The following is a 19,039-nucleotide window of genomic DNA, read 5'->3' as shown; positions in this document are numbered from 1 at the left end:
TGGCGCTTTTTTAATAGAGTCCTTCGTGATCCACCAGGATCGACTTTGCGTCCTGCTGACCGTCGACGTTGGCGGAGGCCCATACCACGGAGTAGAGGCCGTCGTACAGCAGGTGGATATTGGTAAAACCTTCGGCTGCGAGCTTTTTGCAGAGTGGGGCCGGGTCGGGTCCGCCGTTGATCTGCCGGTTGGCGGCCGAGAAGCCGGCGTAGACGAGGACGGGGGTGTTTTTGGGTTTGTCTTTTAGGTATTCTTCCAGTTTGGCGGCTGTGGGGAAATTGACGGCATTTTTGAGATGGCCGAGGTTGTGGTAGGTTGGGGTCGCTTTGTTCCCGAATTCTTCTATGGGGCGGACGTCGGCGACGATGGCGGACTGGTTGATAAGATCGATCGCTTCGCGGACGCCGGTGGGGCTCCAGGCGGGTGCGGCGGTGACGAATTGTCTGCGGGTGGCGGAAGAGGAGGAGAAGCTGAGCAGGAAGGTGTCGAAGCCGTCGAAGAGAACGGCTACGTCTTTGAAGCCGGCTGCTTTTAGTTTTGCGGCGGCGGTCATGGCGCGGTCGGTATAGAGATCGTATACGAGGATGGGTTTGTCCTTGTATTTTTCCAGGCCGGGGGACGCGGGGTCGAATCCTTCGGCGGGGACATTGACGGCATTTGTTATCCGGCCGATGTTGTTTGCCTCGATGGTGTCCGTGCCGTTGAATTGGGCGGGTGGCCGGACGTCGATGATGACATTGCTTCTATTTTTAATAAAGTTGGCTGCGTCTTCGGGGCCCATCAGCCGGTAGGGAACGTTTGTCGTATAGAGGGAGGATCGGCAGGGGAAGGCTGCGTTGGGTTCGCGAGAGATCTCGGTCATGCCGCCGTTGAGGCTATATACCTGTGTAAAGCCGCTGTCGGCGAGGAATTTGCTGACCCGTCTGCTGCGCATGCTATGGGAGCAGTACACGAGAATGGGTTTGTTTTTGTAGGGCAGCAGATCGTTATAATGTATTTTAACCGAGTCGATGGAGATATTGACGGCGCCTTTTAGCCGGCCGATGCGGGAGGCGATGAAGCGGCTGGTGTCGGCGTATTCTCCCGGGGAGCGGACGTCCAGCAGGAGGAGGTCGGGGGTCTTTGCGATGAGATCGCAGGCCGTTTTGAAGTAGATGGCTTTGTAGGTGGTGTTGTCATACAGCTGGCTTTGCTGGGCGGTGGTGGTGCTGGCCACCCCGAGCAATACGGCAAAAAGGGCGAGTTTCATGGCGATGGTGTTGCTTCGCATAAAGGTAGTCTATCGCCGTGTGGTTGTACGGGGAATAGAGTAAAAGCGGGGATTCCCGGAGTGAAATCACTCCGTGCGGAGGCTACGGATGGGGTTGGCGAGGGCGCCGGCGAGCCGGCTCAAAATGCTCCGACGCGGAGGGAGAGCTCGCAGCCGGCGCCGGCGGATGAATTGATCTTTAGCGTTCCTTCCATGGCGGTCGCGCGGCGCCGGATGTTTTCGAAGCCGATGCCTTCGCGTTTTTCGGTGGGGTCGAAGCCGCGGCCGTTGTCGCGGATGGAGAGGATGATCTGCTGTCCTACCCTTTTGACGCGGATGGACACCCTTGTCGCGTCGGCGTATTTGAGGATGTTGGTGAGTTGTTCCTGGAGGATGCGATAGAAGGCGAGCTGGACCTCGGCGTTTAGAGGGGTGTCGAAATCGTCGACCTCGATCTCGACCGATTCGAAGGAGTTGGCGATGTTCATCGTTTGAACGAGGGCGTGAATTTTTTCGGAGAGGTTGCCGGGGAGGCGCATGGAGGGCGCGAGCTGGTGGGAGAGGCGGCGGAGTTCGGTGATGCCTTCGTTGATATAGGCTTTGACGTTGTCGAGGGCTTCGGGATCGGCGATGTTTTGCGGGTTCCCGCCTGCGGCGATCCGGGAGCGGACATAGTCGAGGGTAAGGATGGAGCCGGCCAGGAGTTGTTGGACGTTGTCGTGGAGCTCCATGCCGATCTGCATCCGTTCGCGTTCCTGGGCGTCGATGACGGCTTTGTTGATGCGGTTCTCCTCGTGGAGACGGTCGGTGATGTCGATGATGGAACCGATGACGGCCGGGGCGTTGTTGTAGACGATGGTGGAGACGATGACTTCTACGAAGATGATCGCGCCGTCACGCCGGATGGCGCGGAGGACATAGCGGTCGGTGGAGCGGCCGGTGGACATGCGTTGTTCGTAATTCCGTCGGACGAGGGGGAGGTCTTCCTCGTGGACGAGCATATAGAAGGTAGCTTTGCCGATCAATTCCTCTTTTGCGTAGCCGCTTTGTTGTTCGAAGACGGGGTTGACATAGACGAATTTCTCATCCTGAGCGATGTAGACGCCGACCTGGCTTTGTTCGACGAGGGAGCGGAATTTTGCTTCGCTGTCCTTTAGCCGGGATTCGTTGGCGACGATCTCGTCGAGCATGCGGTTGAAGGTGGTGGCGAGGAGGTCGAGCTCATAGCCGCCGGAACGGGTGGCGCGGATGTTGTGGTCGCCGCTGCGGATCTTTTCGGAGGCGGCGATGAGTTTATAGAGGCCGCCGGTGAGGCGTTTGCCGATTAGGATGGCGATGATGGCGCCGGTGGCAATGGCGATGAGGATATAAAGGATGCCTTTTTCGACGATGCCGGCGAGGTTGCCAAAGATGTAGTCCTGGTTGATGGCTACGCGAGCCCAGCCGATGAGGGCTTTGTCGCGGATGACGGGTGCGGCGACGTCGAGGATGTGATTGTCGTGGGTGAGGATACGCGGTTTGGGTTGGCTGCCGATGGACCGGCTGATGCTGTCGGTGGCGGTCTTACCGAGGTTGGCGGGGTCGGTATGGGAGACGACGGTGTTTTCCGGAGAGAGGATCATGGCGTATTCGAGGTGGGGGAAGTCTTTGTAAGACTGGATCATGCGTTCGAGGCCGTCGAAGTCGTTGCCGACGATATAGATGTTGGCGTTGATGGCCAGGTCGTGCGCGAGACCGAGGGCCTGGTCCTGGCCCTGGCGGACGAGAAAGGTGTATTGGCGGTTGAGGAGATCGGCGACGAAGACCGACATGAGGACCAGGTGCACGAGGGCGATGCCGAGGATCAGCTGAGTGCGAATTTTCTTTGGCCAGAAGAGTTGCGACATAATGGAGTCAGCGTTTAATGGATCAGCGAATCGGATTTCCGGAGGAACTCTTTCACGGGGCGGTAGGTGGTGCTGTCCGCGGGTTCGAAGCGGCCGATGCCGACGCGTTGCAGGGCCTGTCGTCCCTTTTCGTCCTTGTGGAGGTTGAAGAGCAGGGAGGCGATGGTTTTGATTAGGCCGGGGTTCACGTCCTTTCTGAACAGAACGGCGGTGCTGGGCAGGGAGGGTGTTGTCCATTTCACGGCCAGGCGGGAGGCGAGATCGGGTCTTTTGCGTTGGAAGTTTTCCCAGGAAGTGGTCCAGACTGCGCCGAGGGCGCATTTTCCGAGACATACATCCAGGAGAACGGATTCATAGGAAGGTGAATAGAGTCGTTTCAGATGATTGTTGACGTCGACGCCCTGTTCGCGGAGGAACATCAGGGGCATGAGGGAACCGGCGAGGATGCGGTTACCGGTCAGGGCGATGGTCTTGTCGCGGCAATCTGCGAAGGTGTGGATGGCGGAGTCTTTGTTAGCGAGGATGAGGGCGCGATAGTCATCGGCGATACGGCCGACGATGGTGTAGCCGTGCTGGCCGGCGATGACGAGCTGGGGTCCATTGATGGCGGTGAAGTCGAAGAATCCTTTCCGGAGCCTGTCCTCATAGTCTTCCACGGAGGTGCAGGCGACGGTACGGATATGGACGGTGTCGAGGTGGGCGTTGAGGTATTTGATCAGCAGGTCGGTGGTCTCATAGTATGCGAGGGAGGGGGCGCCGAAGATGAGTTCGTGCTTGGCTGTGGCGGCCATGGCAAAGGTTGGGCGGTAGTGATCCGGGGCCGGGTGGCTGCAGGACGCCAGCAGGATGGCGAATACGACGATTCTCATAATCATGACCTTATAATTTAGCAACTTTTATTTACATTAGGGAATGAAAATTCTCATCGCGGACGATCATGAGGTGGTGCGGCAGGGGTTGGAGCGAATCTTTCAAAGGGAGTTTCCCGGTGCGCATATCGAGTGTGTGGCCGATGGCGCGGATATTGTGAAGAAGGTGATGCAATCGGAGTGGGACCTGGTTATCTCCGATCTTTCGATGCCTTCAAAGACCGGGTTGGAGGCGTTGGAAGATATCAAGAAGCATTATCCGAAGTTGCCGGTGCTGATACTCACCATGCATCCCGAGGAACAATATGCCTTGCGGGCGTTGAAGGCCGGGGCGTCCGGTTATCTCAGCAAGAGTATGGATGCGGCGGAGTTGATCACGGCCGCGCGGCGGGCGTTGATGGGGAGGAAGTATATTACTCCTTCGCTGGCGGAGCGGCTTTCGGAGATGGTGAACGGCCCTACTGCCGAGTTACCGCATCAATTGCTATCCAACCGCGAGTTCGAGGTGATGAAATTGCTCGCAAAGGGTTTATCCCTTATTGAAATAGGACAGAGGCTGGCGGTGACGCCGACGACGATCAGCACATACCGATCGAGGATCCTGCACAAGATGAATCTTGCCAACAACTCCGAGCTGACACGTTATGCTATTGTGCATCAGCTGATTGACTAACTCCTGTCGTCGATCTACTACACCTTATTGTACTTTTTACACTATTTGTAACCGATTCCAGCTTTCGCACCTTTGCAGCCGCAAATTTTTAAAAACAATCATCGCATTGCAAGAGAGAATACTACCACGGCTGCTGGACTTGCTGGAGAAAGAGGTCAAGACGCCGTTGAATGCTACCGGGTCGTTTTTTGACCTTGTCGAGGAAGACCATCGGGGAACTGCTTTCGGACTGGAGATCGCTTCGCGGGCGGCGCGGCAATTCCAACAGACGTTGACGGTGCTGGACACGTTGCTGGAATGGGGCATCGTGCATCAACTGGACCGGAACCGGAAGTTGGCGGGGGTAGATACGCACCGGTTGGTGCGTGGGTTATTCGCCCGGTTCAAGCAGTGTACGTGTTCCCGGAGATTTACCCTGGTCGACCGGCATAAAGATGGCGGGGTACTGGCGTTGCCGGAGGCGGAAATCAGGTTTGTAATGGAGATGATCCTCTACTGGCTTTGCGAGGTGGCGGAAGACGGAGAGATCCTGGTGGAGCGGCTGGTGTTGGAGGGCGGGGTGTTCAAGGCTGGTTTCCGGTTGCAGTCGGGGTCGCTTTTTTCGCGGTTGGGTCAGCGGGTGGAGCGAGTTGTGAATGGGAAGATCTCGAGTGAGGGGAAGGCCTGTCCGGCCGAGGGTTTCTATCTCGCGTTGGCGAGAGATATTGTTGAGGAGTTTGGCGGGGAGTTGTGGGTGAAGATGAATGCGAGTGTTATAGAGGCGGGGTTTGAGTTGAATGTAGAAATGCGGTGACTTCCCGGCGGGATGGGGCGGAGGTTTGGGCGCCCATTTTTGTGACGGAGAGGGCGGCGGCGGTGCAGGCGAAGATGACGGATTCTTTTACCGAATGTTTTTCAGATAAGGCTACGGCCAGGGAACCACAAAACACATCACCCGCGGCGGTGGTGTCCACAGCATGGACTTCCGGGGCGGGTACCCACTCAATTTGACCTTGATCCAGTATGAGTGCCCCGGATTTACCTAATGTGATGATCACTGTGTGGACGCCTTTTTCGGCGAGGGCTTTTGCGGCGGCTTCGGCGGCGGGCTTATCGATGACCGGAATGCCGGTGAGCATTTCGGCTTCTTTTTGATTGGGGGTGAGGATATGGATTTGTTTTAGCAGTTCATCGGGGAGTGGTTGGGCCGGTGCGGGGTTAAGGATGACGGGGATGTTCTTTTCGACGGCTTTTTTGACTACATATTGGACGGTTTCAAGGGGAATTTCCAACTGCATGAGGATGCAGGAGGCGTTCCCCATTTCTTTTTCTGCTTTTTGGATGTCATGTGGGGTGAGGTGGGCGTTGGCGCCGGAGGCGACGACGATGCAGTTTTCGCCGTGGGCGTCGACGGTGATGAGGGCGATGCCGGAGGGGTGTGCGGGGTCGGTGACGATATGCTTTGTGTCGATGTTCTCCTGTGCGTATTGGGTTATTGCCTGCTTGCCGAAGATGTCGTTGCCGAGCTTTGCGATGAAGGTTACGTTGCCGCCCATGCGGGCGGCGGCGACGGCCTGGTTGGCGCCTTTGCCGCCGGGGGCCATAAGGAAGTCGCCGCCGAGGACTGTTTCGCCGGGGACGGGGAGGTGGGTGGTCTTTGCGACCATGTCGGTATTGGAGCTGCCTATGACCAGAATTTTCATGGTTTGGTGCTATGTGCCGGCGTCGACGAGCAGGGCGAGGCCGATGAGGTAAAATAACAACATTATTGCGAGGATGGGGGCGGTGCCTTTTGGGGCGGTGCGGAACTCTTTCCAGACGAAGATGCCCCAGCCGGCGGCGATGATGGTGGCGCCCTGGCCGAGGCCGTAGGAGATGGCGGGGCCGGCTTTGCCGGAGGCGATGATGCTGAAGGACATGCCGAGGCACCAGATGGAGCCGCCGAGGATACCGGTGAGGTGGTTCTTTACACTGCCGCTGAAGTACTTGTTGTAGGAGACCGGTGGGCCGACGAAGGGTCGTTTCATCAGGAGTGTGTTGAAGACTATGTTACTGAGCAGAATGCCGGTGCTGAAGATGACGACGGCGGTATAGGGGCTGAGTTTGCCGGGTTCGGGTTGGTTGAAGTCGGGGAACATGGCGGCAGCGACGTATTTATAGAAGAAGCCCATGAGGACGCCGGCGGTGAGGGCGAGGAGGAGGCCTTTTGTCGAGGTGCGCCTGCCGGCGCTTTGCATGCGGCGGTAGGCGAAGGCGTTGAGAAGGATGGCGATGACGATGAGGACTACGCCGGCGCCCAGGAGAGTCTTGTTGCCGACGGGGTTGGCGATGTAGTTGACGACCACGCCGATGACCAGGGCCAGGCCGATGCCCACGGGGAAGGCGACGGCCATGCCGGCGATGGCGATGGCGGCGCCCAGCAGGATATTGGCGGCGTTGAAGATGATACCGCCGAGGATCGCCGAGCCGAGGCCGGTGGTGCTTGCCTGTGCGATGTCGGTGAGGAAGGGGCGGCCACGGGCGCCGGTACTTCCAAGGGTAAGGGCGAGGACGAGGGAGAAGAGCCCGATACCGAGGACATAGTCCCAGTAAAAGAGTTCGAAGCGCCAGGTGGAGGCGGCGAGCTTTTGGGTGTTGGCCCAGGAGCCCCAGCAGAGCATGGTGATGACGCAGAATGCTACGGCGACGGGATAGGTGGTGATGATGTACATGGGGTTATTTATTTAACCAGACGGTTACTTCGGCGTTGGTTTGGCCGGCTTCGGCAAAGGGGACGAGGATGTATTTGTCGATGTAGAAGGCTTCTTTCCAAGTCCAGCTTTTGGGCAATACCGTGTCACTGATGCTTTTGTCGACGGCGAGGATCTGCGGGCCGCGTTTGATGGCGATGGCATTCGGATAGGAAGCACCGCCGGGGAGGACCTCGATGGGCATACCGAAGGTGATCTTTACGCGTTCGCCGGGTATCCATCTGCGTTGGATGGTCAACAGGGTGCCGGGTCGTGCGGTGTAGACCTTGTTCCCGATGGCGGCTTTGAAGTTGGCGGACCATTCGGGGACGCGGAATTGGATCGGGAAGGTGGCTGGTTTGGACGGGGCGATGAGGTAATCCACCATCCCGGTACGGGGGAATTTGGTGTTGGATTTTACCTGGAGGGCGATCGTGCCGGCGTCGGCGGTTGGGATCGTCGTCTTTGCGATGCCATTCTCATATAACAGGATGGTGAATTTTTTGTCGATGGCGCCGCTGATGGTTTCGGGGATGAGGGAGATGCCGCGTGGGATGCTGGAGAGGCAGCAGGAAAATCCCTGGTCGCAGCGGTAGGGCTTTGCGCCGAGCAGGGCGGTGTAATAGCTGACGCAACCGGTTTGCGGGGATTCAGCGGCCAGGAGGTGATTGTACACCGAGCGTTCGATCTCCCGGGCGTATTTGATCTCGCCGGTGAGCTGGAGGAGGGCGAGATTGAACTGGAGCCAGGTGACGGTGACGCAGCCTTCGCCCATGTTATCGGCGTTGGTGGCTTTGAGATCGCCGGCGGGCATGAAGACCTCGTGATCGCTGGCGGTGCCGGTGATATAGAGGCGGCGGGTGGCGATGTCCTGCCAGGCGGTTTTGGCTGCCTGGAGGTAGCGTTGTTCGCCGGTGAGCTTATAGTATTTAACGATTCCGAGGAGGCAGGAGAGCATCTCGTAGGCTTTTGCGTCGCCGACCTTGGTGACGTCGCCGGTGCTTTCGAGGCGGCTGATGATCTTGGGGCCATTGGGTTGTTCGAAGGCGCGGAGGATGTAGCGACAGAAGGCGAGGTAATTGGGGTCGTTTGTGTAGCGATAGAGATCGACCATGGGTTCGAGGATGCTACCGGGTGCGAGGCCGACATGTTCGCCGGCCAGCATGAGATCGCGTTTGCCGGGGGTGTCGCCGAAGGTGGTGCAGATGAGGTCGGCGGCTTTTTTTGCCGTCTCGAGGGCGGGGGTGTAGCCGGTGACGGCATAATAATTCAGCAGACCGATGATGGCGTATTTATGAGCCCAGACGTCCCAGGCGGTCCAGCGATCGGCTTGCAGGTAAGTCCCCAGGTAGCCATCGGGTTGCTGGCAGGCGATGTAGGTGTGGGCGATGGCGTCCATGAGTTGTTTGAGCCGGGGGTCGTGGGTGTAGGTGTAGGTTTTGGAGGCGGAGAAGAGGAATTTGCCGACGTGTTCGCCGATCCATGTTTGGGAGCCGGGGCGATGTTCGAAGCCGGAGAGGATGGTGGCGGAGTCGATATGGAGGAGGCGTTTGTTGAGGTTGACATCGAGTCGGTAGCCCAGGTAGCCACCGATGTTTGGGTAGGCGGCGGGGATATATTTATCTGCGACCCGGTTGGGGACGAGGGGGTTGATGAGGGTTGGGGTAGCCGGTGTGTTGCGTGCGGATCGCGGAGTTGCGGGTTTCGCGTTGATGAGGACCGGCAGGAAGAGCAGGAGTAGTCGGGTCATATGGCAGTGGCGGTTAACCGAATATACGACTAAAACAGACTTGTCTGATTTTAGCTTAGTTTTGCGGCATGCATACGGAAAGGAAGAATGCGATCCGGCGGGCGGTGATTGATACGGCCAGCCGGCTCTTTTATAAACAAGGCTATGCGAATACGGGGATCAACCAAATCATCGAGGAGTCGGGGGTGGTGAAGTCTTCGGTGTATACGGCCTTCCGGACGAAGGAGGATATTTTGATGGCGTACCTGGAAAAGGCGGGTGCGGAGACGGATCGGGCGTTGCAAGCGGCTGCTGATCAGAAGGATATGCCTGAAGAGAAGGTGTTGGCGGTGTTTGATTTTTTGATCGGGCTGGTGCAGCAGGACGGCTATTATGGCTGCCAGTTTCAGAATATTATTTCGGAGATTCCGCTGGATGCAGAGCGGGTGATCGGGCAGATCCGAAAGCAAAAGGATAATGTGCGGCGGCTATTTGCCGATATTTTGGGACCTGCTGGGAAGGCAGAGCTGGCGGATCAGCTGTATCTTTTGTTTGATGGGGCACTGATAGCCAATAAGGTGTATAAGGCGGTGTGGCCGGTTCAGACGGCAAAGGACCTGGCGTTTGAGATGCTGGACAGGTATGAGTACTAATTTGTTTTGCTTAGGTTGAAAACAGACTTGTTTGTTTTCTTTCTTTCTCCTAACTTTGGGGCATGAATACGAGTTCCCTCCCGGCTACCCTTTTCGGAACCCATGTCCCATCTCCTTTTGCGCCCGGGTATTCGAATCCCGGTATCGATCCAATTGTCGAGGAGGCGGGGATTGCCAAGTCGGCTCTGTACCAGCTGTTTACGTCGAAGGAGGACTTGTTTGCCAAAGTATCTCGCCGAGACGGGGGATGTGGGTCGAGGCCGCAAAAAAATCGACTGGTAGGTTCTTTTAAATTTTGCGACTTAAAAAACAAGCTGTTCTGTTTTAAAGTTTTCACCCAAATAATCAAACTGAAGAGGATACCAGCCACCGGCGCTGGAGGAATATCCTTTTGAAATCGCCGGGAACATCAAATCCTTTCTTAAAAATTTAAAACGAGTTTTTATGTCTACGAACACTGTCCACTACCGCAGCACGAAGGTGCAGGGCCTGACTGTCTTTTATCGCGAATCGGGTCCTGCCGGGGCCCCTACCCTATTGTTGTTGCATGGGTTTCCAACCTCTTCCCATATGTACCGGCACCTGATCCCGATGCTGAACGGTGATTACCATATCATCGCGCCGGACCTGATCGGTTTCGGGCTCTCGGATGCGCCGTCGCGCCAAAAGTTCACGTACACCTTCGACAATCTTACGAAGTATGTGCAGGGGCTGGTGGATCAATTGGAGTTGCGGAGGTTTGCGATCCAGGTTTTCGATTATGGTGCGCCGGTAGGTTACCGGCTGGCAATGGCCAACCCGGAGAAGATCACGGCCATCATCTCGCAGAACGGCAATGCCTATGAAGAAGGGCTTAGCGAGGGATGGAATCCGATCCGCAAATACTGGAAGGACCCTTCCGAGGAGAACCGTAACGCGCTGAAGGCGATGACGACGGCGGAAATGACGCAATGGCAGTATTTCACCGGGGTGAGTGACCGGAGTCTTGTTGCGCCGGAGTCTTACCTGTTGGACCAGTTCCTGCTGGACCGGGAAGGCAATGTGGACCTGCAGCTGGACCTGTTTGCGGATTATGCGAGCAATATCGCGTTGTACCCGGCTTTTCACCAATATTTCAAAGAACATCAACCGCCTTTCCTGGCGGTTTGGGGGGATAAGGATCCGTTCTTCTTGCCACCGGGTGCGGAGGCCTTTAAAAAAGATCTGCCGAAGGCGATCGTCAAATTCTATGATACCGGGCATTTTGCGTTGGAGACGCATGTGAACGAGATCGGCGCGGCTATCCGGCAGTTTTTGGGTACGGTACCTTTCTAGATGCTTTTTATTTCGCCGTCCATCCGGATGGTGGTGGCTGCGCCGATGCCGGCGCCGGCCACGGTGACGAGGAGGGGTGCGCTTTGCGATGGTTTATGACGCTTCGCGGGCGGGATTGAACGGTTCGGGGGTGAATACGTTCGGCTGCGGGGATGGGGCTTGGCGAGGGGTGGCCGGCGAGGGTATTTTAGAGGAAAATACATCACAATGAAAACGAGTCAAGCTCCAGTGGCCGAAGCGATCCTTTCGGCCGATTCGATCAGACCTTTCAAGATCCATTTTCCGCAGGCCGACCTTGACGACCTGAAACGCCGGGTTCTGGCCACCAAATGGCCGGAGCGGGAGACGGTTCCCGATGCGACGCAGGGGGTACAGCTGGCCACGATGCAGGCGCTGGCGGCGTATTGGGCGACAGAATACGACTGGCGGAAGATCGAGACCAAATTGAATGCCCTGCCGCAATTCATTACGGAGATAGACGGATTGGACATTCATTTCATCCATGTCCGTTCGAAGCATGCCGGTGCGTTGCCGTTGATCGTCACACATGGATGGCCCGGGTCGATCATCGAGCAGATGAAGATCATCGATCCGCTGGTCGATCCCACGGCGCATGGCGGTACGGCTGCGGATGCGTTCGATGTGGTGATCCCGTCGATGCCGGGATATGGGTTTTCGGGCCGTCCGGCCGTCACCGGCTGGGGTGTGGATCATATTGCGCGGGCGTGGGTGGTGCTGATGAAGCGGCTTGGGTATACAAAATTTGTTGCGCAGGGAGGTGATTGGGGAGCAGTGATCGTCGATGCGATGGGTGTACATGCGGATCCGGCGCTGTTGGGCATTCATAGCAATATGCCCGGGATCTTTCCGGCTGAGATCGACCAGGCGGCTTTTTCGGGGGCGCCGGCGCCGGCGGGTCTTTCGGCGGATGAGCACCTTGCTTATGAGCGGCTGCAATTCGTCTATCAAAAGGGTATTGCCTATGGCTACCAGATGGGGTTGCGGCCGCAGACCCTGTATGGGATCGCGGATTCGCCCATTGGTCTTGCGGCCTATTTCCTGGACCATGACGCCCGCAGCTATGAGTTGATCTCGCGCGTCTTCGCGGGGGCTTCCGAAGGTCTGACGCGCGACGATATTCTCGACAACATCACTATTACCTGGCTGACGAATACGGGTATCTCCGGCGCCCGGTTGTATTGGGAATACTTTGGCAAGGGCGGGTATTTCAATGCCAAGGGCGTGAACATCCCGGTTGCGGTGAGTGTGTTCCCCGACGAGTTGTACCCGGCGCCGCGGAGCTGGGCGGAGAAGGCATATCCCAAGCTGATCCATTACAACAAGCTGCCCAAGGGCGGGCATTTTGCGGCGTGGGAGCAGCCGAAATTCCTTTCGGACGAGATCCGTGTGGGGTTCCGGTCGCTACGTTGAGGGGCCGCGCGGATCAGCGATTTTCGAGCCAGCGCAGAAAGGCGCTGGCTTTTTCCCTTGGGACCAATAATTTTTCGGTGAAGGGGATCTTCAATTGCACGCACAGCTTGCGGGCGAAGTAGTGTTCGACCTCTTTGACGGCTCTGAAGCTAACAAGAAACTGCCTGTTTAACCGAAAGAACTGCTCTTCGGGAAGGTCGTTCTGGATGCGGTCCAGCGAATAATTGACGGAGTATTCCTGGCGGTCGAAACAGACGATCGTGGAGGAGGCGTAGCGGATGTAGAAGAGGGCGATGGAGTCGGTTGCGACCGTGAAATACTTGTTTTGTGTGAAGACCAGGAAACTGGTTTTGCCGATGGAGCTTTCCCTTGTTCCCATCTGGATGAATTTGGTGTTGAAGTGATAAAACGCCTTTACACGAACTTACAATCTTTTGAGGTGGGAGTCCATAGCCGGATCGGGGAGACAGATGCCGATGTTATCGATGCTGAGGGCGGGTTGTGGGCGGGCGGTGAGGGTGGTGGATGCGGTTTGTCGACGACGAACGGTATTGGTCGAATAAGGCGGTCTTTTGTTGGTGGTTGCTACGGCTTCGAGTAAATTGAAGAAAAAAAAGAATGATCCGCGGCCGGCTTTTACCCGAGTCTTTTATACGGTCCCTGCTGCTTTCGCGGGGCCGGCCCCGGGTGTGGAGGCATGGGCTTTTCTGGCTACTGTATGGGACCTATTTCTATCTGCAGGGAATCTCGCCGGACTGTGTGAAGGGGCTGGACCGGTCGGAGGTCTTTTATTATGCCTTCACCAGCGCGGTATGCTTTCTCCCGGGGTGTGCTGTGTGCGTCTATGCCTGTCTCTATATTCTCGCACCCCGCCTCCTACTCAAAAAGAATTATTGGGGTTTTGCGGGCGGAGGGATGCTGTTATTCGCGTTGACGGCGGGGATGAACTATTTTTTTGGCCTGCTATTCTTCCAGTTGTCCTGTCACTGTGACGTTCATTCCGTTCCTGCGATGCGGGTGTTTGCGATCGGATTTTTGAACAGCCAGAATGCGATGATCGCGGGTGGTGTGGCGTTGGGCGCGAAACTCGCGGCGGGCGAGTATTACCAGCGGCGCGAGAATCTCCGGCTGGCCCGGCTTCAATCGAGGAATCGCCTGGGGGTGCTGAAGGCAAAGGCGCAACCCGATTACCTGCTTTGCCAGCTCGGCAGCATCGCCACGCATATTCGTGCGGGGGCCACCGATCCGCCGGCGATGATCCTGCAGCTTTCCGGCTTACTGCGATACTGGTTGTACGAGGGGATGGAAGACACGATCCCATTGGAAGAAGAGTGTACGATACTTCAGCATTTCCTGCGGCTGGAAGGTGCGAGGCGGTGTCTTCCCCGCGTCGGGGACCTGTGGATCGAGGGTGAAATCCGCCGGGCCCGGCTCGCGCCGATGATCCTGTTGCCGTTGTTGCAGGCGGCGAGCAGCCGATGCCGGGAGGACCGGCATGGAGGGCCATTGAACTTCCTCCAGCTGCGGATCGTGCTGCAAGGTTCCCGGCTATCGTTCCGGCTGGACCGGGCATATCCTGCATCGCGGGATGGACTGTTCGAGGACTCAGAGGCCGTGCAGAGTGTGATCGAGCGGCTGGAGCTGTGCTATCCCGGGCGGCATGAGTTGGATATCCGGGAGGTAGAGGAAACGACGTCTGTGGAAAGTAACCGGCGGTTGCTGCATCTTGCGCTGGACCTTGACGTTTCTTTTACCGGTATACGCCGCCGGGTATCGCATCCCTTCAGCAACCGTGAGGCTTATGAACCCGGTTGAATTCATCTTTAACCTTGACGCCCATGAACCTGGCTGAATTCATCTATGCTGAAAGGGGGCCTGCCCGTTATTACCGGCATCTTGTGTTCTGGCCGGTGCGGGTTCTCTATCTATTGGTGACGGAAGGGGTCGGTAACTTCCTGTTGAAAGACCGGTATTCCTTTGATCCCGGCATTCTGTGGCAATATGGTTACACGCTTGGTTTCGAGATGGCGTATACATACGGGCTGGCGTATTACCTGCTGCCCCGGTTCTTCGGGCGGAAACAATATGCCGCTTTCTTTGCACTGGCGGCGGTGTGCTGGATAGGACTATTGATCCTGAATGTGTGGATGGGCCGACAGTGGAACAAGGACGTCGCGGCCCATGATCTATCCTTCCTGTCGATCTGGGGGATGTTCTGGGGTTATACGGGCTATGGCCCCCCGGCGGTGGCAGCCGTGTTTGTTGCCCTGAAGACCATCAAGACCTATATCCGGACGATGAAAGAAAAGGAGGCCCTCGTGATGGAGAATGCCCAGGCGGAGGCGTTGCTGCTGAAGGCGCAGGTGCATCCCCATTTTTTATTCAACACGCTCAACAACATCTATTCTTTTTCGCGTCGCCAGCCGGGGGTCGCGCTGGAGCTGGTCGAGAACCTTTCTTCCACCGTGCGCTATATGACGACAGACTGTTCGGCCGAGCTAGTGCCGCTGGAAAAGGAGCTGAAGCTGATCCGGGATTATGTCGAGCTGGAGCGGGTGCGGTATGGGAACCGATTGGACGTACTTCTGCAGGTGGAGGGGGAATGTGGCGAGAAGTGCATCGATCCCCTGTTGCTGATCCCCCTGGTGGAGAATTGCTTTAAGCATGGCGCGAGCCAACTGTTGGAAAAGCCGTGGATAAAAGTGTGTATCTTTATTGAGGGGCTTGTCGTGAGTGTGGAGATAAGCAATAACCGACCGGCCCCGGGTCTGAAGTCCGACAAGAAAGGCATTGGCCTTGGCAATGTTCAAAAACGGCTGAGCCTGTTACATCCGGGGAACCACCTGCTGGAGATACTGCCGGGAAGGGATCGGTTCCTGGTCCGGATGCAATTGCCGCTTCGAGCCACGCCCTATCCATTACCTTAATTCCCATGACCAGAAAATTAACCTGCCTGATCGTTGATGACGAGCCGCCTGCGGTGGAGGTGCTGGCGGACTATGTTCAATGCATCGCCGCGTTGGAGCTGGCCGGGACGTGTACCAATGCGATACAGGCGCTGGACCGATTGCGGCAGCAGCGGATCGATCTTTTGTTCCTGGACATCCAGATGCCGCAGATCAGGGGAACGGACTTTGTGCGAACGTTGAAACAGCGGCCTCGCATCATCTTTACCACGGCGTACCGGGAATATGCGGTGGAGGGTTTCGAACTGAATGCGGTGGACTATCTTGTCAAGCCAATTTCCTTCGAGCGGTTCCTGACGGCGGTGAACCGGGTGTTGGAGGCGGCGCCTTCCGAGGAGATGGGTGCGGCGGGTGTGCTTACGGCGGGATTGGCTGGTGCGGCTGCGCCTACGGCGGGCTTTCCAACGACGGGCGTGCCTGGTGCGGGGGCGTCGGGACTTGTCGAGCGATGCATCCAGGTAAGGGTCGACCGGAAGACGCAGAAGATACCGATGGCGGAGATAGTTTACATAGAAAGTCTCAAGGATTATTCGCGGATTGTGACGGCGAGCCGGAAGTGGGTGACTAAACAGCCATTGTCGTCGATCGAGGGGTTGTTGCCGGCGGATGCGTTTATCCGGGTGCATCGAGGGTTCATCGTAGCGATGGATAAGATACGATCGTATACGCATGAGATCATCGAGGTGGATGGGCAGGAGCTGCCGATCGGGCGGAATTACCGGACGGAGGTGGAGAAGGTGCTGCGGGGGTGAGGGCTATTTTTTCTCCGGGTCATCTGAATGGTGATCCGGTGTGTTGTTTGCCTATATTTGTTTCATGAATGTGCGCAATCATGCGGTGTCGATGCGATTCAAAATTTTCTTTTGAGCTTTAAACTTGCCTGATATGAATAAACTGTTTGTCTTGCTGACCTTTGCTTTTGTTTGTGGCGCATCTTTTACCGGCGGGATTTCCCGGCAGACCGATCCGTGGGTGCCGGCGCAATTGGTCGAGCCGGCCGATCTTGCGGCGGAAATCAACCACCCTTCGGCGCATCCGCCGTTGGTGGTGAGCGTTGGCCCTTCGGCGACTATCAAAGGCTCCCAGGAGGCAGGGCCGGCGAAGGATGCCGCCAATCTTGAGCGGCTGAGGGTTTTACTGGCGAAGGAGGACCGGAACCGGGAGGTGATCATCTACTGTGGATGTTGTCCTTTTGCGCGTTGTCCGAATGTGCGGCCGGCGTTCAAGCTGCTAACGGAACTAAAGTTCCAGCATGCGCGGCTGCTGAATCTTTCCCATAACATCAAGACCGATTGGATCGACCATGGGTACCCGGTGAAGGAAAATTAAAAAAGTCCGGATGTATTCATACTTTGGCGGGGTTTCCGGTCGTTAGCGGCAGGTGAGAGGCTCGCTCGTCATTTTGCTTATCTTCTGCCTGTTCTCCTGCCGTGAGGAGGCGCCGTTGCCACCGGACCACCCGGAGTATTTCGATCGCCTCTTTCGCAAGGTGGACAGCCTGAATCTTTCCCCCGAACGTTCCTTTGCCTACCTGGACTCCGTTTACCGGGACTTCCCTTCCCCGGGAGTCCTTGACCGGACCCGGCGGTATGACTATAAGGGTCAATACTATTTTTACGAGAAGCTGGATCTGCGAAATGCGCTGGTGTATGTGGACAGCAGCCTGGCCTTGTTGTCGGAGCCCGAGGCGCGGAAAAAATATCCCCGGCAATATGCCCGGGCACTGTTGAACAAGGGAGAGATCTTCCAGTACGAAAAGAACCGGGAGAGTGCGCTCTTCTACTATTACAAGGGTAGGAAGGCGATAGACCCGGTGAAGGACAGCTGTACGATGGCCGACTATACCCAGCGGCTGGCCATGACCAACTACCGGCAAGGGAGATTTGCGGATGCGCGGGACCTGTTCATCCAGGCGTCGCGGGAGTTCTCCATTTGCGGCGTGGACTTCCGATCGATGGCGATGGCGCAGTCCGACATCGACAATACGGGAATGTGCTATGCGGCCATGGGGAAATGGGACAGCGCCGCTTTCTATTACGATAAGACCCTGGCCTTCCTGGCGAAATATGCGGCCTTGTTTGCGGATGATTCGGCGCATCGTGCCTATATCGAGACCGCTCGAGGGGTGGTGGTGGGCAACCAGGCCGATGTTCTATTGAGCAAGCGGGATACTGCGGCGGCCTATGGCAAGCTTGCGGAAAGCGTCGCCTGCAATCTCCGGCCGCGTCACGATTCCGGTCATGCGCTGACGATGATGGTCAAGCTGGCGGGGGTACACCTGGCGCAGCGGCATTTCCCCGAAGCGCAGCAGGTGCTGGGGCATGTGCGGGCCACGCTGGATCTGAAGCCGATCGCGGATATGGAGCTTGCCTGGAGGAAATTGCAGGCCGAATGGTATGAAAGGACGGGGGCGTGGAAGGAGGCGTACCGGGAGCTCAGCGACTGGCGGCATTTGAAGGATTCGCTGGACCGGTCCAACCGGGGGACGGCGGAGATGAATTTTCCCAATGAATTGCAGCACCTCGAGGACCAGTATACGATCCAGCTGCTGGAGCAGCGGGGCCGGCTCAAGAATGTGTACCTGTTGCTGACGGGCCTTACCGCGGGACTGCTGGTCGTGGTGTTGCTGCTGATAGTCCGCGGGGTGCGGCGGTCGAGGGGATATATCAGTCAGTTGAACCGGCTGAACCAGGCTTTGAAGACGGAGAACCGGCAGACGCAGCTGGCGATCCATTCCCTGAACGAGAGCCAGGCGGGTTATTTACAAACATTGAAAACCGTGGCGCATGATCTGCGTAACCCAGTGGGGGCGATTGCGTCGGTGCTGACGATGATGGATCAGCAGCCGCCGGCCGAGGAGCAGACCCGTACGTGGCTGAAGCTGATAAGGCAGGCGACGGATCAATCCCTGGCCTTGATCAATAATATCCTGCAACTGGAGATCTCTGCCGGTAGATTGAAAAAGGAATCCGTGGAACTCGGCGAACTGCTGGAGACCTGTACGGGGACCATGCAGTTCAAGGCAGCACAGAAGCATCAACATTTACGGCTCGAGGTCGAGCCGATGACCCTTTCGATCGATCGGGAAAAGATCTGGCGGGTGGTGATCAACCTGCTGGACAATGCGATCAAGTTCAGTCCGGAGGGCGCGGAAATCCGGCTGAGCGCCGTGCGGGGGAATGGAGCGGCGCAGATCAGCGTGAGTGACCAGGGAATTGGTATTCCGGCCGGGATGGAGGGGAAACTGTTTACTCTGGGGGATGAGGCGAAACGGGCCGGTACGGCGGGGGAGTCGTCGTTTGGACTGGGGCTGGCATTGGTGAGACAGATCGTGCAGGCGCATGGGGGGACGATCGGGGTGTATAGTAAGGAAGGTGAGGGGACGACGTTTACTATTCGGCTGCCTTTGTGATTTCTACTATTTTGGGGGATAGAAATGAAGAGCCCGCCGTTACTCACGGCGGGCTAATTCATTCACTGCTTAAGGGTTTCGACAGGTAACAGTGTCTTCATCGGTTTAGTTTCAGAGGGTTGGGATCTTGTGGTTCTTCGGATTTGGAC

At 57.0% G+C, this 19,039-nt stretch carries 19 protein-coding genes; 11 read left to right on the top strand and 8 right to left on the bottom strand.

From position 1 onward, the window contains the following. Positions 1-10: 10 nt before the first annotated feature. The 3 genes from VHE34_RS04195 to VHE34_RS04185 all read right to left on the bottom strand — a co-directional run bounded on the left by VHE34_RS04195 (position 11) and on the right by VHE34_RS04185 (position 4,004). Positions 11-1,270 carry a rhodanese-like domain-containing protein gene (locus VHE34_RS04195; protein WP_325584916.1) on the bottom strand — a complete coding sequence of 420 codons (1,260 nt, stop codon included), beginning with the start codon at positions 1,268-1,270 and terminating at the stop codon, positions 11-13. A gap of 119 nt (positions 1,271-1,389) precedes the next feature. Then, positions 1,390-3,135 (bottom strand): PAS domain S-box protein, encoded by a 1,746-nt coding sequence (locus tag VHE34_RS04190; RefSeq protein ID WP_325584913.1) that lies wholly within the window; start codon positions 3,133-3,135, stop codon positions 1,390-1,392. 14 nt (positions 3,136-3,149) lie between these two features. Next, positions 3,150-4,004, bottom strand: coding sequence for a phosphate/phosphite/phosphonate ABC transporter substrate-binding protein (locus VHE34_RS04185; RefSeq protein WP_325584911.1), 855 nt, complete (start codon positions 4,002-4,004; stop codon positions 3,150-3,152). Positions 4,005-4,047: 43 nt separating this feature from the next. Between VHE34_RS04185 and VHE34_RS04180 the strand changes: the two genes are divergently transcribed. Further along, positions 4,048-4,677 (top strand): response regulator transcription factor, encoded by a 630-nt coding sequence (locus tag VHE34_RS04180; RefSeq protein ID WP_325584909.1) that lies wholly within the window; start codon positions 4,048-4,050, stop codon positions 4,675-4,677. Between the two features lie 106 nt (positions 4,678-4,783). Continuing rightward, a complete protein-coding gene (locus tag VHE34_RS04175; protein WP_325584907.1) occupies positions 4,784-5,470 on the top strand; it encodes a hypothetical protein in 687 nt (228 codons plus the stop codon). Here the strand turns inward: VHE34_RS04175 and rbsK are convergent. The 3 genes from rbsK to VHE34_RS04160 are packed head-to-tail and all read right to left on the bottom strand — an operon-like array spanning position 5,430 to position 9,135. Continuing rightward, positions 5,430-6,359 carry a ribokinase gene (rbsK, locus tag VHE34_RS04170; protein ID WP_325584905.1) on the bottom strand — a complete coding sequence of 310 codons (930 nt, stop codon included), beginning with the start codon at positions 6,357-6,359 and terminating at the stop codon, positions 5,430-5,432. The two genes, VHE34_RS04175 and rbsK, sit on opposite strands and share 41 nt — an antisense overlap. Before the next feature lie 9 nt (positions 6,360-6,368). After that, complete coding sequence (locus tag VHE34_RS04165) at positions 6,369-7,367, bottom strand: GRP family sugar transporter (protein WP_325584901.1); 999 nt, start codon at positions 7,365-7,367, stop codon at positions 6,369-6,371. Positions 7,368-7,371: 4 nt separating this feature from the next. After that, the gene (locus VHE34_RS04160; RefSeq protein ID WP_325584899.1) at positions 7,372-9,135 is read right to left on the bottom strand and encodes a beta-L-arabinofuranosidase domain-containing protein; all 1,764 of its coding nucleotides are present in this window, start codon (positions 9,133-9,135) and stop codon (positions 7,372-7,374) included. A 68-nt stretch (positions 9,136-9,203) separates the two neighbouring features. On the opposite strand from VHE34_RS04160, the gene VHE34_RS04155 reads away from it, so the two are divergent. The 3 genes from VHE34_RS04155 (at position 9,204) to VHE34_RS04150 (ending at position 11,081) form a co-directional block, all read left to right on the top strand. Beyond that, positions 9,204-9,767, top strand: a complete 564-nt coding sequence (locus VHE34_RS04155; protein ID WP_325584897.1) for a TetR/AcrR family transcriptional regulator — start codon at positions 9,204-9,206, stop codon at positions 9,765-9,767. Positions 9,768-9,829: 62 nt separating this feature from the next. After that, the gene (locus VHE34_RS31095; protein ID WP_414709845.1) at positions 9,830-10,162 is read left to right on the top strand and encodes a TetR/AcrR family transcriptional regulator; all 333 of its coding nucleotides are present in this window, start codon (positions 9,830-9,832) and stop codon (positions 10,160-10,162) included. A gap of 49 nt (positions 10,163-10,211) precedes the next feature. Then, positions 10,212-11,081 carry an alpha/beta fold hydrolase gene (locus VHE34_RS04150; RefSeq protein WP_325584895.1) on the top strand — a complete coding sequence of 290 codons (870 nt, stop codon included), beginning with the start codon at positions 10,212-10,214 and terminating at the stop codon, positions 11,079-11,081. Here the strand turns inward: VHE34_RS04150 and VHE34_RS04145 are convergent. Then, complete coding sequence (locus VHE34_RS04145; RefSeq protein ID WP_325584893.1) at positions 11,078-11,284, bottom strand: hypothetical protein; 207 nt, start codon at positions 11,282-11,284, stop codon at positions 11,078-11,080. The two genes, VHE34_RS04150 and VHE34_RS04145, sit on opposite strands and share 4 nt — an antisense overlap. Before the next feature lie 4 nt (positions 11,285-11,288). Here VHE34_RS04145 and VHE34_RS04140 point away from each other — a divergent pair, with 4 nt between their 5' ends. Continuing rightward, on the top strand, positions 11,289-12,512 hold the full coding sequence (locus VHE34_RS04140) for an epoxide hydrolase (RefSeq protein ID WP_325584891.1): 1,224 nt from the start codon (positions 11,289-11,291) through the stop codon (positions 12,510-12,512). A gap of 13 nt (positions 12,513-12,525) precedes the next feature. Here the strand turns inward: VHE34_RS04140 and VHE34_RS04135 are convergent, their stop codons facing one another. Next, positions 12,526-12,891, bottom strand: a complete 366-nt coding sequence (locus VHE34_RS04135) for a LytTR family DNA-binding domain-containing protein (RefSeq protein WP_325584889.1) — start codon at positions 12,889-12,891, stop codon at positions 12,526-12,528. 239 nt (positions 12,892-13,130) lie between these two features. On the opposite strand from VHE34_RS04135, the gene VHE34_RS04130 reads away from it, so the two are divergent. From VHE34_RS04130 to VHE34_RS04110, 5 genes are all read left to right on the top strand, one after another. Further along, the gene (locus VHE34_RS04130; RefSeq protein WP_325584887.1) at positions 13,131-14,327 is read left to right on the top strand and encodes a histidine kinase; all 1,197 of its coding nucleotides are present in this window, start codon (positions 13,131-13,133) and stop codon (positions 14,325-14,327) included. 23 nt (positions 14,328-14,350) lie between these two features. After that, positions 14,351-15,439, top strand: a complete 1,089-nt coding sequence (locus VHE34_RS04125) for a sensor histidine kinase (RefSeq protein ID WP_325584885.1) — start codon at positions 14,351-14,353, stop codon at positions 15,437-15,439. Positions 15,440-15,444: 5 nt separating this feature from the next. Further along, positions 15,445-16,230 carry a response regulator transcription factor gene (locus VHE34_RS04120; protein ID WP_325584883.1) on the top strand — a complete coding sequence of 262 codons (786 nt, stop codon included), beginning with the start codon at positions 15,445-15,447 and terminating at the stop codon, positions 16,228-16,230. Positions 16,231-16,363: 133 nt separating this feature from the next. After that, positions 16,364-16,807, top strand: a complete 444-nt coding sequence (locus VHE34_RS04115) for a rhodanese-like domain-containing protein (protein WP_325584881.1) — start codon at positions 16,364-16,366, stop codon at positions 16,805-16,807. A gap of 52 nt (positions 16,808-16,859) precedes the next feature. Further along, positions 16,860-18,890: a tetratricopeptide repeat-containing sensor histidine kinase gene (locus VHE34_RS04110; RefSeq protein WP_325584879.1), complete on the top strand. Its 2,031-nt coding sequence runs from the start codon at positions 16,860-16,862 to the stop codon at positions 18,888-18,890. The last annotated feature ends 149 nt before the right edge of the window (positions 18,891-19,039 follow it).

Source organism: Puia sp. (genome assembly GCF_035546395.1).
Taxonomy (GTDB): domain Bacteria; phylum Bacteroidota; class Bacteroidia; order Chitinophagales; family Chitinophagaceae; genus Puia.
The sequence above is the reverse complement of the archived record's forward strand: the minus strand, read 5'-3'. Positions and strand labels throughout refer to the sequence as shown.

Excerpts from the sequence above, each read along its gene's own strand:
- VHE34_RS04195 (WP_325584916.1), bottom strand. The coding sequence starts at position 1,270 with ATGCGAAGCAACACCATCGCCATGAAACTCGCCCTTTTTGCCGTATTG.
- VHE34_RS04190 (WP_325584913.1), bottom strand. The coding sequence starts at position 3,135 with ATGTCGCAACTCTTCTGGCCAAAGAAAATTCGCACTCAGCTGATCCTC.
- VHE34_RS04185 (WP_325584911.1), bottom strand. The coding sequence starts at position 4,004 with ATGAGAATCGTCGTATTCGCCATCCTGCTGGCGTCCTGCAGCCACCCG.
- VHE34_RS04180 (WP_325584909.1), top strand. The coding sequence starts at position 4,048 with ATGAAAATTCTCATCGCGGACGATCATGAGGTGGTGCGGCAGGGGTTG.
- rbsK (WP_325584905.1), bottom strand. The coding sequence starts at position 6,359 with ATGAAAATTCTGGTCATAGGCAGCTCCAATACCGACATGGTCGCAAAG.
- VHE34_RS04165 (WP_325584901.1), bottom strand. The coding sequence starts at position 7,367 with ATGTACATCATCACCACCTATCCCGTCGCCGTAGCATTCTGCGTCATC.
- VHE34_RS04160 (WP_325584899.1), bottom strand. The coding sequence starts at position 9,135 with ATGACCCGACTACTCCTGCTCTTCCTGCCGGTCCTCATCAACGCGAAA.
- VHE34_RS04155 (WP_325584897.1), top strand. The coding sequence starts at position 9,204 with ATGCATACGGAAAGGAAGAATGCGATCCGGCGGGCGGTGATTGATACG.
- VHE34_RS31095 (WP_414709845.1), top strand. The coding sequence starts at position 9,830 with ATGAATACGAGTTCCCTCCCGGCTACCCTTTTCGGAACCCATGTCCCA.
- VHE34_RS04150 (WP_325584895.1), top strand. The coding sequence starts at position 10,212 with ATGTCTACGAACACTGTCCACTACCGCAGCACGAAGGTGCAGGGCCTG.
- VHE34_RS04145 (WP_325584893.1), bottom strand. The coding sequence starts at position 11,284 with ATGTATTTTCCTCTAAAATACCCTCGCCGGCCACCCCTCGCCAAGCCC.
- VHE34_RS04140 (WP_325584891.1), top strand. The coding sequence starts at position 11,289 with ATGAAAACGAGTCAAGCTCCAGTGGCCGAAGCGATCCTTTCGGCCGAT.
- VHE34_RS04135 (WP_325584889.1), bottom strand. The coding sequence starts at position 12,891 with ATGGGAACAAGGGAAAGCTCCATCGGCAAAACCAGTTTCCTGGTCTTC.
- VHE34_RS04130 (WP_325584887.1), top strand. The coding sequence starts at position 13,131 with ATGATCCGCGGCCGGCTTTTACCCGAGTCTTTTATACGGTCCCTGCTG.
- VHE34_RS04125 (WP_325584885.1), top strand. The coding sequence starts at position 14,351 with ATGAACCTGGCTGAATTCATCTATGCTGAAAGGGGGCCTGCCCGTTAT.
- VHE34_RS04120 (WP_325584883.1), top strand. The coding sequence starts at position 15,445 with ATGACCAGAAAATTAACCTGCCTGATCGTTGATGACGAGCCGCCTGCG.
- VHE34_RS04115 (WP_325584881.1), top strand. The coding sequence starts at position 16,364 with ATGAATAAACTGTTTGTCTTGCTGACCTTTGCTTTTGTTTGTGGCGCA.